We start from the raw sequence: 11,935 nt of genomic DNA, 5'->3' as shown, positions 1-11,935 counted from the left end.
GCAGTCAGCGGAGCGCCGCAACCGGGTCACGCGGCGGATTTCGCCCGCACGTTTAAGAGGTCAAAAAATCGGTGTCGCGGTCGGCAGTGATCGACCGTTACATTTTCGTCACTCGATGGCCCCGTTAACCACGAACTGGGAAAGGGGACCGGTGATCTTCGAGAGTTTCCATCGGCCGCGAACCCAGCCCCCGTTTTCACGTCGCTCCACATCACAGGCATTTTCAGTCTCATAAATCCGTCAATGTAATTCGTGTGACTGGTGTGACTACTGTTGCGAACGGTACCGATGTTGGCATAGTGTGCTATTTGGGGCTTATCCAAATCGTGACCTAACCCCGTTGGATGATCACGGATTGAAACTGCCCCAATGTCATCTCTTGGAATCAGTGAGGAACGATATGGCTTACCGCCACACGCTCGGCGTTGCAGCGAGCACTCTTGCATTGGCAGTTACCTGCCTTGCCGGAGCAGCACCCGCTTCAGCAGCAACCACTACGTCATTCCCGACCACCGTGTCGATCGCAGCCGAGCGTTCGGTTTCCGGCCTGCCTAGTGCAGCGGAGATCGAGGCAGCCAAGAAGGACAAGGACTCCACCAATGCGATGATCGCGCGCCTGGAAGCTTCGCTGGCCTCCAGCCGTGCCGAGTTGCTCCAGGCCGAAACGGCGGCCGCCGAGGCCCAGGAGTCGCTGCTGACCGCAGGCGAGGAGCGCGATCTGCGCACCGCCGACGCCGAAAAGGCCGTCAAGCAGCTGGAGTATGCCAAGCAGTACCTCAAACAGAGCCAGACCGATCTGGGCGCCATCGCTTCGGACATCTACCGCAACGGCGCCGGCAACTCCACGCTCGGCATCCTGTTGAACAGCGACGACTCGAACGACCTTTTCTACAAGGCCGCCACCATTGACACCCTGAGCCAGCAGCAGGTCCAGTCGGTCAATTCGGCCACCGAGGCCGAGGCTCTGGTCTCTTCCTGGGAATCCTACGCAGACGCCGCGCAAAGCGCAGCGAAAGAAGCCGCGGCGAACTACGATGCCTCCGCGTCGACCGCCAACAGCACCTTGGCCACCTACCAGGCCGCCATCAAGCCAGAGCAGGACCTGCGCGACGAGCTGATCAGCAACCTGGCAAGCCTGAAGGACCAGGAAGAAGCCGAGGTCCGCAAGCAGGTCGAAAAGCAGGAAGAGGCGGAACGCGAAACCGCCCTGCAGGAAACCCTCAGCGCCGACGACGAACCGGTCGTCAAGCCAAGCCAGACCGGCACGATCCAGCCGCTGGCCGTGGATGCGCCGCAGGAACTGGAAGTCGACGAGTCGACCGCCGAGCCAACCGTGAAGCCAAAGCCTGAAGCGCAGCCGCTGGACGAAGTGGATACCGTCACTCCGACCTTGGCTCCTGAGCCGGAGAGCGCTCCGAAGCCGCAGAAGACCGAAACCCCGCAGGTCGAAGAAACCCAGAAGCCTGCCGAGACTCCAAAGGCCGAGGAAACCCAGAAGCCGAAGGAAACCCCGAAGGCGACCGAAAAGCCGAAGGAAACCCCGAAGGCCACCGAAAAGCCGAAGGAAACCCCGAAGGCAACGCAGAAGCCGAAAGAAACCCCGAAGGCAACGCAGAAGCCGAAAGAAACCCCCAAGGCCACCGAAAAGCCGAAGGAAACCCCGAAGCCCAAGCCGAAGCCGCAGAAGACCGAAGCTCCCAAGCAGGAGCAGGAAGTTGCTCCCCAGAGCAGCGGACGCAGCTACGGCGCTGCAATTTCCTGGGCACTGAATACCGCCAGTGACAACAGCAAGTACTACGTCTACGGCGCCAACGGCCCGAACGCCTTCGATTGCTCCAGCTTCTCCCAGCGGGCATTTGGCAAGTCGGGCATCAGCCTGCCGCGCACTTCGACCCAGCAGTTCTTCGCTGCACCGCAGTACGTGTCGCTGAACAACCTGCGCCCCGGCGACCTGGTGTTCTCCTCCTCAAACGGAGGATCCTCGTTCTACCACGTGGCCATCTACATCGGCAACGGCCAAGTGGTCCACGCACGCAACCCGAATGCAGGCATCTCGGTCACCCCGCTCAGCTGGGTGAACAACCTCCACTCGAAGGCCGCCCGCTACTAGGAGCAGGCCACAGCAGAGCACCCGCAGGGAAGTCCCCGCGGGTGCTCTGCTGTTTTCCGGCGCAGACAGCAGCGTGCCCCCGGGGATCGCTCCCCGGGGGCACGTCAGGCTTGCGCGGCGGCCTGGATGCTAGTCGTTGGCGCGGGTGTCGAAGTTCTTCCGGTCCGCCAGGCGCGGGTCGTCGGAATCCGGAACCACCATGACCGGGCCCTTGGAGTGGTGCAGTACGCCCTGGGAGGTCGAGCCCAGCAGCATGCCGGCGAAGCCGCCGCGGCCGCGCGAACCGGTCACGGTCAGCACCGCGTGCTCGGATTCACGGATCAGCACCTCGACCGGAGGGCCGCTGATTACATCGGTCTCGATCTTCAGGGTCGGGTAGTGCGAGGACAGCCAGGCCACGCCGACGCTCATCTGGTAGCGCACGTCCTCGAGCACCGCCTCCTGGTCCACCGTCGCCGGCATCCAGGCCAGCGCGGCGCCCACCGGGGCGACCGCGCAGATCAGGCGAAGGGTCAGGTCGCTGGCTATGGCGGCGTCCGCTGCGGCCAGCACCGCGGCGCGGGCGCGGTCCGAGCCGTCGACGCCGACCACGATCGACTTGCGCGCCGCGGCGGCTGCAGCCGCTGCGTCGCCTTCCTGCTCCTTGGCCACGGCCAGCGGAACAACCACCGTCGGGCACTTGGCGTGCGCCGGCAGGGCCGAGGAAACCGAGCCGAGCAGCCGGCCCACGAATCCGCCGCGGCCACGGGTGCCGACCACCACGAGCTCGGCGTCCTTGCTCAGGTCCAGCAGCACACCCGACGGGTCGCCGGATTCGATGTAGGTGCGGATGGTGGCCTCGCTGTTTTCCAGCTCCTTGCGCGCCTGGCGCACGATGTCCTCGGCGCCGCCGCGGATCAGGTCGTCGTCGAGGGTCGAGTAGCCCGCATCCATGGAGGAGGCGGCGAAAACCGGGATGGTGTAGGCCGAAACGATGTTCAGCACGCTTCCGCGGCGCACCGCTTCGCGTTCGGCCCAGCGCAGTGCGCACTTGCTCTGCTGCGATCCGTCGACGCCGACCACGATGCCTTCGATTTTTTCAGCTGCGACTGGTGCTTCGTCACTCATCAGACCCGCTCCTCAACTACTTCCGGTTTCACATGGGCGTGATGCCCCTTACACCCAATGTACTTCGTTGGTGCGCCATCATGTGAGTTGGATCTAAAGATTTCACGCAGAGCCTACTCAGATTCGAATTGGGTATTGGAATGAGCCCGAAAGCACCTAGAATTTTCCTATGTCCTCCTCCACAAAATCAGCGCCTGCCAGTAGTATGCGCGAACGCCTTGACCGTTACTTCAAGATTTCGGAGCGGCGCTCCACCTTCTCCACCGAACTGCGCGGCGGCATCGCCACGTTCTTCGCGATGAGCTACATCGTGGTGCTCAACCCGCTGGTGCTCTCCGGCGCCGACTCCTCCGGCGGCGAGCTGGGGATCCAGCGCGTGGCCGCCGTGACCGCCTTGGTCTCCGGCATCCTGACCATCATCATGGGCATCTGGGCCCGCAGCCCGTTCGCCATGGCCACGGGCCTCGGCGTGAACGCGTTCGTGGCCATCACCGTGACCACCAACCCGGAACTGACCTGGGCCGACGTCATGGGTCTGGTGGTGATCGCCGGCATCGTGATGTTCATCCTGGTGCTCACCGGGTTTAGAACCGCGGTGTTCAACGCGGTCCCCGCGGGGCTGAAGACCGCCATCGTCGTGGGCATCGGCATGTTCATCGCCCTGATCGGCCTGGTCAACGCCGGCTTCGTGCAGCGCGTCCCGGATGCCGCGCACACCACCGTGCCGGTGGGCCTGGGCTTCGACGGCCAGCTGATGGGATGGCCGATCCTGGTCTTCATCATCGGCCTGCTGCTGACCATGACCCTGGTAGTCCGCAAGGTCAAGGGCGCGATCCTGATCGGCATCGTCGTCTCCGCGATCGTCGCCAACATCTTCGAGGCAGTGTTCCACGTCAGCGAGTCCGAGACCAACGGCTGGTCGCTGGTGGTTCCCTCGCTGCCCGACTGGCACCTGCCAGACCTGTCGCTGATCGGCGAGGTGAGCTTGTTCGGCGCCTTCGCCAAGATCGGCCCGACGGCCGCCTCGCTGCTGGCCTTCGTGATCCTGCTGTCCATCTTCTTCGACGCCATGGGCACCATGGTGGGCCTGGCCGCAGAGGCGGACCTGGTGGATGAGAACGACCAGATCCCCAACGTGGACAAGGTGCTGCTGGTCGATGCGGCCGGCGCTATCGTCGGCGGCGGCACCTCCAGCTCCTCGGCACAGATCTTCGTCGAATCCGGTGCCGGCATCGGCGAGGGCGCCCGCACCGGCCTGGCCTCGGTCTTCACCGGCCTGCTGATGATCGTGGCGATGTTCCTCAGCCCGCTGATCTACCTGGTGCCATTCGAGGCAGTGGCCCCGGCCCTGGTGGTTGTCGGTTTCATGATGATCACCCAGATCACCAAGATCGAGTGGAACGACTGGGGCGTAGCGCTGCCTGCCTTCCTGACCTTCACCCTGATGCCGTTCACCTACTCCATTGCCAACGGCATCGGCGCAGGCTTCATCTCCTACGTCTTCATCCGCGCCACCCAGGGCCGCGCGAAGGAAATCCACCCGCTGATGTGGGTTGTGGCTACCGCCTTCGTGCTGTTCTTCGGCATCGGACTGATCGAGGACTGGGCCGGGGTCAAGTAGGCATACCCCTTCCAGCCACGCGCGGCGGCCCGTCCCGATTCCCTCGGGGCGGGCCGCCGCCGTTCCCGGACGGGCCCGTGCCGCTTCGCTAGCATGGGGGCATGGCAGATCACAACGAAACACCGGGGACTTCCCCGGCGGGAGCCTGGATCCAGGTGGCGGCGGGGCTGAAGAACCCGGCGATGCGCAAGCTGCTGGGCCAGGTGCTCACCGGGCAGGACCCCGAGCAGGAAGCGGCAGGGGCCCGCAGGGCCAAGGACCTGGCCCGTTGGGAGCAGATCGGCTTGCTGCGCCTCGGGGCGGGCGGGACCTGGGAGCTGAACGAGCAGCTGCTGGCCGACACCCTGGCCGCGGCGGGAACCGCCAAGGCCGACCGCAGCGGCATCAACCGCTTTTTCACCGGCACGAAGCTGCACACGCTGCCTGCCAAGCCGGCGGACCGGCTGCAGGTCATGGCGTACCTGCGCGACGCGGTCATCGACGGGGACGAGCAGCTGCGCGAGGAGCAGCTCAACGAGCGGCTGCGGGTATTCCACCCGGATACCGCGCTGATCCGCCGCTACCTCGTGGACCACGGCCTGCTGCTGCGCGCCGCCGACGGATCCAGCTACCGCCGCGGCGACCGGTTGCCGGAAGCCTAGTCCTCGATGGGTGCCGCGGAGCCGGCGAACCGCGCGACGGCCGAGTTGGACACCAGCTGCGCGGGCAGCGGCGCGGTGCGCAGGCTGCGTTCGAAGGCCGGGCCCAGGGCCAGCGGCTCGTCGCCGGCCAGGAACACGATGTTCCCGTAGCGCCGGCCCTTGAGCATGGGCGGATCGGCGATCAGCGCCACGTGCTTGAACACCGACAGCAGCGTGGCTGCCTCGGCCCGGGCCCCGGCCAGGTCCGCGGTGTCGCCGCAATTCAGGATGTACACCCCGCCCGCGTCCAGCACGCGCTGGGCCTGGCGGGCGTAGCCTACGGTGGTCAGCTGGCGCGGGGTGGTGCTGCCGGCGAACACGTCGCGGATGATGATATCGCGGCTGTCCTCGCTCAGCGTGGGAAGCACCTGCCCGGCATCCCCCACGCGCAGGCGCACCAGCGGGGCGCGCGGCACCTGGAAGTTGGTGCGCACCAGCTCGGCCAGCTTGGCATCCAGCTCCACCACGACCTGGCGGGCGTTCTCGTAGCGCGACGCGACCCAGCGGGCCATCGAGCAGCCCCCGCCGCCCAGGTGCAGCACCCGCAGCTTGCGGGCGCGGCCGTCATAGTCCTCCGGCGGGTAGCCCGTCAGGAAGATCGGCTCCATCCAGCGCATGTACTCGAAGTCCAGGTAGCCTGGGTCGTCCAGGTCCACATGCGAGGAGGGCACCCCGTTGACCTTGAGGATGTAGCGGTTGGCCCCGTAGGGGTCGGATTCGATCTCCGCCAGCCCGGTGTCGATCGGGTAGCTTCCCACGAGCGTCGGCGCGGCGTCCCTAGCCATTGCGGCGCACCATCCTCAGCTCGGTCAGCCCGTTCCACGACCCGGTGAGCTCCTCGCTGACGCCGTCGAGCTCGAAGCCGTGCTTGCGGTAGAAGGCGATGGCTCGTTCGTTGCCCTGCAGCACCCAGACCAGCGCCGGACGCTGGCCCAGCACCACCTGGAGCAGGTGGGCACCCAGGCCGGAGCCGTAGAAGTCGGCCAGGATGTAGAGCATGCCCAGCTCGATCTCGACGCCGGCGTCCTGGTCCTCGTCGATGACCGGCGTCCCGCCGGCCAGTCCGATGATCCGCCCTTCGGCGTCCTCGGCGATGTAGAACTGGGCGCCGCCGGCCAGCCCGCGTTCCCACCAGGCCACTTGGGCCTCGAGCTGTTCCTCGTGGAAGGCGAAGAATTCCTCACCGCGGAACCCGCTGTAGGCTTGCCGCCAGGCAGCCAGCTTCATTTCCAGCGCCGGGCGCACATCCGCGGCGGTTGCCGCGCGGATTCGATAATCTTTCAGTTCAGGCACGCTACCAACCCTACGGCAGGGCGGCGGCCCAGCCCCGGAACGCACCACCCCTCCTACTTAAGTACGATTGCGGTCGCAGCTGGTTTTTGAAATGATGGCCGGATAACTACAGCTCATTGATGGAAAAGGGGTCAGTCCGTGCATCGGAACCAGTCGTTCGCCGCGCTGACCGGTGGAGTGATCGCCAGCCTGACCGTGGTGGTCAGCCTGTCCCCGAGTTTCTGGGTCATCCTGCTGGGAAGCCTGGTCCTGGTCATCGGATTCAGCACCCTGGCCAAGCTGGAGCGTTTCTGGGGTCCTGCCTCGTCGGGGTCCTATTTTTATGTCGCGCCCATGGTCGTTGGCCCGGCGGCCGGCGGCTTGCTGCGCGATACCCAGTATGCGGGCTGGGCCGGCGCGGCTGTCGGCCTACTCTGCGGCTTGGCCGCCTACCTGCTGATCATGAAGTCCCCGCCATTCGCCGAACCGGGAGCCGATGAAGAGGCGGACGAGAATTACTTTCTGAACGTCCGCGAATCTTCGCGCAGCTAGTCGGCGAAGCTAAAGCACCCGGGCCAGCGCAAAACCGTCCCATCCCTTGGACCCGACGGTCTGCAGCGCCGTGGCCGAAACCCGCGGCTCGTCACGCAGCCAGCGCAGCGACTCCTGCACCCCTCGAAGATCCGCTTCCTGCAGCCCGTGCTGCGCCGGATCGTCGAGGATCTTCCCGGCCCTGATGACGTTGTCGAGCACCAGCACGGTTCCGGAGCGGGACAGTCTCACAGCGCGCTCCAGGTACACCACATTGTTCCGTTTGTCGGCGTCGATGAAAATCAGGTCGAACGGCGCGCTGCGCGAGCCGATCAGCCGCTCCAGGGTCCCCTGCGCGGCGCCGAGCTTGATCTCCACCCGGTCCGACAGCCCCGCACGCTCCAGGTTCTCGCGCGCGACGGATGCATGCAGCGGCTCGAATTCGCAGGAGACCACCTTGCCCCGGGCTCCGACGCCCCGGGCCAGCCAGCTGGTCGAGTAGCCGCCGAGCGTACCAATTTCCAGGACGCGGGTTGCGCCGGAGATTTCCACCAGGAGCTGCAGGAATTTGCCCTGCGCGGTGCTCACTTCGATGCGCGGCAACCCGGCATTGCGGGCATGCTCTCGCCCGGCTTCCAGCTCCGGAACTTCCAGTCCGAGAGCTACATTCAAGTAGTCATCGACTGCAGGGCTCTCACGGTCTGCCAGATGGTGGATCATCGTCTCTGGTTCTCCTCACGTTCCCGGCTGCCTGGTGCAGCACACCGCCCCTGCGAACCGGCCACCCGTTGGGGCGAACCGCGCAGGAGCCGGCCCTCCGGCGCGCCCGAGAACGCCTCGCAGATCAGCTGGTGATCGGCGGGCGGCTTTCCGGACCGGCCGGTACAGGTCTGTCGAGTTCAGGGTACTCCTGATGCTCCAGGAAGTGCAGGGGTCACGCCAATGACCTTGCCCATGCACAGCCGCGGCAGGGTGGAGCGATGGCGGGGCAATTGCCCCGGCACTCCGGCTACGCCCCGGATGCGTCGATGGCGCGTTCCAGGCGCTCCAGCTTGCCGTCGATCTCACCGGTGTATCCGGGGCGGATGTCCGCCTTCAGAACCAGGGACACCCTGGATCCGAACTGGCCAGCGGCGAACGTGGCCCGCTTGACGACGTCCATGACTTCGTCCCATTCACCCTCGATTTCGGTGAACATGGAGCTGGTGCGGTTGGGCAGACCCGATTCCCGGACGATCTTCACGGCTTCGGCGACCGCGTCGTGCACGGAGCCGTTGGGGTTGTCGGTACTGGGGGCAACTGAGAAAGCTACGATCATGAGTCCACTGTCCCACCGGACACGGGGAAACTCCTAACGTGTTGCGCCGCTGCCGGGAGATCCGGGTGCCCTGTCCGCAAGCCGCCCGCGCTGTTATGGTGAAAGAAGGATGCGGTGACTGCGTCACTTCCTTCGGCAAAGCCACTACTCCTTGCAGTTTGCGGTGGAAACTACCGGGAAGGGGCAGGAAATGACACACGAAGAACAGGTCATGCGGAGGCAGCGGATCACCATACTCCTGCTGGTTTTCTTGGCCATCGCGGCCTTCGCCTTGGCCATCACCCCGGCGCTGGCCGGCCTATCCGGCGCGTTCGCGGCTTTCGGCGGGCTCTGCCTGCTGGTGTCGTTGGGCATCGCCATCAACAGCTACTGGCGCACCACCCGGACTCCGGATTGATCCGCCTGCACGGCACCCCTCGGCCGGGCCGGGGTGTCAGGCGGCCAATCCGGTAGCCCGCAGCAGAACCGCCGCCAGTGCGCCGGCAATCACCACCACCAGATACGGGGCCTTGAAAACCAGCGCGACGACGGCGGCGGCCAGCGCGCCGATGCGCGCATCGATCACCAGCTCCTGGCCGGAGGTGAACGCATTCACGGTGACCAACGAGGCCAGCAGTGCAATGGTCAAGGTGGCTGCGACATGGGACATCGTCGGCGAGTCCAGGACCTTGCGCGGTACGAAGTAACCGCAGATCTTGATCGCATAGGCGGTCAGGCAGGCTGCAAGGATCCACCAGCTCAGTTCGCTCATGCCCGGTCCTCCTGGACGTTCTGCAGCTCTCCGTGCTCGGTTGCCGGCTTGCTCCGGCGTCCGGTCGTCAGGGCATAGACCGCGGCGCAGGTGGCGGTGATGAGGATCGGCAGTCCCGGGCTCGTCAGCGGCACCGCGATCGCGGTGACCACCGCGGCGGCTAGCGCGATGAGCACCGGCTCCATGGCTTTCAAACGCGGCCACAGCAGTCCGATGAACGCCGCCACCGCTGCCCCGTCCAGCCCCCAGGCCGCGGGATCGCCCATGCGCTCTCCGAGCAGCGCCCCGGCAATGGTGAAGAAGTTCCACAGGACATACACCCCGACCCCGGCGCTGAAGAACCCGCGGCATTTTTCGTCCACCTCGGCCTGCCCCAAGCTGACGGCGGTGGATTCGTCGATGGTCACCTGCGCCATCCATGGCACATGCCTGCCCCGGGGACGCAGCGCTTGCTTGATCTGCATCCCGTAGACGGCGTTGCGGATGCCCAGCAGGGATGCGGCGGAGAACGCTGCCGACGCGGCGCCGCCGCCCGAGATCACCCCGATGAAGGCGAATTGCGAACCGCCGGTGAACATCAGCGCGCTCAGGGCAACGGTCTGCCAGAGGTTCAGCCCCGCGGCGATGGACAACGCACCGAAAGAGATTCCGTAGAGGCCCGTCGCAATGGCGATGGACAGGCCCATCTTCGTCGCGGGGGTGAGCCGGCTACTCCGCGTGCCGGGCATCGTACCGGACCTTGTAAACGCCGCGCTTGACCTTGGCTTCCTTGATCACCACGTCCGCCAGTTCGCTCACGTGGCTGACATGGGTGCCACCGCATGGTTCGGCGTTGATTCCCTCGATGCGCACGGTGCGCAGCCCGTCGGCGTCCATGGTGCATATGACGGCCCCGCCGCCGGACAGCAATTCATCCACGCGTTCCTGCAGCCAGTCCCTGGCGGCTGCACGTTGCGTGTCATCCGCCAAGGGCAGGTCCACGCTGGCCGGGTCGAAATCCAAACGGGACTGTCCGGGAAAATGCGAATGGCCCTTGTGCTGCCAGCCGCGGTCTTCTCCCGCGAAACCCACGACATGCCCTGCGGTGTGCAGTGCCGCGTTCAGCAGGCGCTGCTGCTTGTCGATTGAGCTGAACACCTGCGTGCCCGGTTCCAGCTCCGGTGCGCCGTGGAGGATCACCAGGCCGTCCTGGTTGCGGCTCACGCTGACCGGGTGCCCGTTTACCGTCCCGCTGTCCTCCGGTTGACCGCCGCCTCGCGGATGGAAGATGTTCGGACTGAGCGCGATCCACGCTCCGTCTTCGTCGACACCGGTGGCAAGCACCTGCGCTTGGGCTTCAAAAGCATAGGTGTCCTGCAGATACAGATTTTCTTGCGTTGTAGCCGTGCTCATGTTTCCTAGTTCTGTTCCAATTCCCTGCGCAGTTCAGCAGGCCGGTTGCTCGTCAGTTGGTTTACGCCGAGGTTGACCAGGTATTGCGCGTCGGCTGGCCGGTCAACGGTCCAGATCCTGGCTGTCAGGCCACGCCCAAGCCACTCGCGCACGATTTTCTCATTGGCCCGGGTCCACGCAACCCCGGGACCGATGATTCCGGCGCCGCCCTGGTCGATGAACTCGATCCCTTCAGCTACCGACCGATACAGCACCTCATACACCGCTGCGCGCCCCATCTGGCCGGTGGAGACCAGCTCGTCCACCCACGATGCGTCCACCTCGGTGATCAGCTGGCAGAGCAGCTCCTTGTTCACCGTGCGGGAGAGGTACCGGAGCGATTCCGGTTCGAAGCTCATGAGGGTGACGGCAATCTGGTTCTTGCTGCCGGCCGTACCGGTAGAACGATCGAAATGGTTGTCGGCCAGGACCTTGAGCACCCCGTCTTCGAGCAAGTGCCCGAACGGGCTGGGATGCTTGATCTCGATGGCCAGGCCAATGGGCTGTCCCCGTTCCTCGAGGATCTCGAAGAGTTCGGCCAGGCTCAGGAGCTGTTCATTCTCCTGCCCGTAGCCCGCAGGAATCAGGTTCGGGATGACTCCGGTGAAGTCCATGGCCTTCATCTGGGACAGCGTGAACCCGGAAACCAGACCCGTCGAATCCGAGGTACGGTCCACGGTCGGATCATGGTGGCATACGACAATCCCATCCTGGGTCAGATGGACGTCACACTCTATGCCATCAGCTCCCTCGTCGATGGCCTGAAGGTAAGCTGCCCGAGTGTTCTCAGAGAACTTGTGGGAGCTGCCCCGGTGCGCGTAGAAAAGCGTATCCATGGTCTCTACGCTACGCGGTATGGCCCTGCTCTCACCAAACGTTCTCAGGTATGTTGCTTCTTTCCCTGTTAAACAAAAAAGGGGGAGCTTCTGCTCCCCCCGCCGGCCACCCAGCCAGGCCAGGCGCCCAAGCACCGACCGGGTTAAACAGCAGAAGGCCCCAACACTGTTGGAGCCTCCCACTTCTCAAGTTAAGTCCGGCGGTGACCTACTCTCCCACACCCTCACGAGTGCAGTACCATCGGCGCAATGGGCCTTAGCTTCCGGGTTCGGTATGG

14 protein-coding genes and 1 rRNA gene are annotated in these 11,935 nt (G+C 65.1%); 5 read left to right on the top strand and 10 right to left on the bottom strand.

The features are described 5' to 3' along the window. The first annotated feature begins 400 nt into the window (after positions 1–400). The gene (locus tag C1H84_RS12515; RefSeq protein ID WP_146956057.1) at positions 401–2,110 is read left to right on the top strand and encodes a C40 family peptidase; all 1,710 of its coding nucleotides are present in this window, start codon (positions 401–403) and stop codon (positions 2,108–2,110) included. A gap of 129 nt (positions 2,111–2,239) precedes the next feature. Here C1H84_RS12515 and C1H84_RS12510 read toward each other — a convergent pair whose 3' ends face one another. Next, positions 2,240–3,217: a universal stress protein gene (locus tag C1H84_RS12510; protein ID WP_113607556.1), complete on the bottom strand. Its 978-nt coding sequence runs from the start codon at positions 3,215–3,217 to the stop codon at positions 2,240–2,242. Positions 3,218–3,386: 169 nt separating this feature from the next. Between C1H84_RS12510 and C1H84_RS12505 the strand changes: the two genes are divergently transcribed. Then, positions 3,387–4,838 carry an NCS2 family permease gene (locus tag C1H84_RS12505; RefSeq protein WP_181728130.1) on the top strand — a complete coding sequence of 484 codons (1,452 nt, stop codon included), beginning with the start codon at positions 3,387–3,389 and terminating at the stop codon, positions 4,836–4,838. Positions 4,839–4,939: 101 nt separating this feature from the next. Further along, on the top strand, positions 4,940–5,479 hold the full coding sequence (locus C1H84_RS12500; RefSeq protein ID WP_082636919.1) for a DUF2087 domain-containing protein: 540 nt from the start codon (positions 4,940–4,942) through the stop codon (positions 5,477–5,479). On the opposite strand, the gene C1H84_RS12495 is transcribed toward C1H84_RS12500, so the two are convergent. Both C1H84_RS12495 and C1H84_RS12490 read right to left on the bottom strand, forming a co-directional pair. Further along, positions 5,476–6,303, bottom strand: coding sequence for a spermidine synthase (locus C1H84_RS12495; RefSeq protein WP_047118185.1), 828 nt, complete (start codon positions 6,301–6,303; stop codon positions 5,476–5,478). The two genes, C1H84_RS12500 and C1H84_RS12495, sit on opposite strands and share 4 nt — an antisense overlap. Then, complete coding sequence (locus C1H84_RS12490) at positions 6,296–6,811, bottom strand: GNAT family N-acetyltransferase (protein ID WP_047118186.1); 516 nt, start codon at positions 6,809–6,811, stop codon at positions 6,296–6,298. The genes C1H84_RS12495 and C1H84_RS12490 overlap by 8 nt, the downstream gene beginning before the upstream one ends. A gap of 138 nt (positions 6,812–6,949) precedes the next feature. Here C1H84_RS12490 and C1H84_RS12485 point away from each other — a divergent pair, with 138 nt between their 5' ends. Beyond that, on the top strand, positions 6,950–7,342 hold the full coding sequence (locus C1H84_RS12485; RefSeq protein ID WP_047118187.1) for a hypothetical protein: 393 nt from the start codon (positions 6,950–6,952) through the stop codon (positions 7,340–7,342). 9 nt (positions 7,343–7,351) lie between these two features. Here the strand turns inward: C1H84_RS12485 and C1H84_RS12480 are convergent, their stop codons facing one another. Both C1H84_RS12480 and C1H84_RS12475 read right to left on the bottom strand, forming a co-directional pair. Next, entirely contained in the window at positions 7,352–8,041 is a 690-nt protein-coding gene (locus C1H84_RS12480) for an O-methyltransferase (protein WP_052772224.1), read from the bottom strand. 289 nt (positions 8,042–8,330) lie between these two features. Further along, positions 8,331–8,639 carry a thiamine-binding protein gene (locus C1H84_RS12475; protein ID WP_047118188.1) on the bottom strand — a complete coding sequence of 103 codons (309 nt, stop codon included), beginning with the start codon at positions 8,637–8,639 and terminating at the stop codon, positions 8,331–8,333. A gap of 190 nt (positions 8,640–8,829) precedes the next feature. On the opposite strand from C1H84_RS12475, the gene C1H84_RS12470 reads away from it, so the two are divergent. Then, positions 8,830–9,036, top strand: coding sequence for a hypothetical protein (locus C1H84_RS12470; RefSeq protein ID WP_047118189.1), 207 nt, complete (start codon positions 8,830–8,832; stop codon positions 9,034–9,036). Positions 9,037–9,072: 36 nt separating this feature from the next. Here the strand turns inward: C1H84_RS12470 and C1H84_RS12465 are convergent, their stop codons facing one another. The 5 genes from C1H84_RS12465 to rrf form a co-directional block, all read right to left on the bottom strand. Next, positions 9,073–9,390, bottom strand: coding sequence for an AzlD domain-containing protein (locus C1H84_RS12465; protein WP_047118190.1), 318 nt, complete (start codon positions 9,388–9,390; stop codon positions 9,073–9,075). Beyond that, a complete protein-coding gene (locus tag C1H84_RS12460; protein ID WP_244910899.1) occupies positions 9,387–10,118 on the bottom strand; it encodes an AzlC family ABC transporter permease in 732 nt (243 codons plus the stop codon). Before C1H84_RS12460 ends, C1H84_RS12465 begins: the two co-directional genes overlap by 4 nt. Continuing rightward, positions 10,099–10,782, bottom strand: coding sequence for an alanyl-tRNA editing protein (locus C1H84_RS12455; RefSeq protein WP_113607554.1), 684 nt, complete (start codon positions 10,780–10,782; stop codon positions 10,099–10,101). Before C1H84_RS12455 ends, C1H84_RS12460 begins: the two co-directional genes overlap by 20 nt. A 5-nt stretch (positions 10,783–10,787) precedes the next feature. After that, positions 10,788–11,657: a glycerophosphodiester phosphodiesterase gene (locus C1H84_RS12450; protein WP_113607553.1), complete on the bottom strand. Its 870-nt coding sequence runs from the start codon at positions 11,655–11,657 to the stop codon at positions 10,788–10,790. Between the two features lie 195 nt (positions 11,658–11,852). Further along, positions 11,853–11,935: ribosomal RNA gene (gene rrf, locus C1H84_RS12445) — 5S ribosomal RNA — on the bottom strand; the annotation flags it as partial.

The organism is Glutamicibacter soli, from assembly GCF_003309065.1.
Lineage (GTDB): Bacteria > Actinomycetota > Actinomycetes > Actinomycetales > Micrococcaceae > Glutamicibacter > Glutamicibacter soli.
This window is presented reverse-complemented; position numbering and strand designations above follow the sequence as displayed.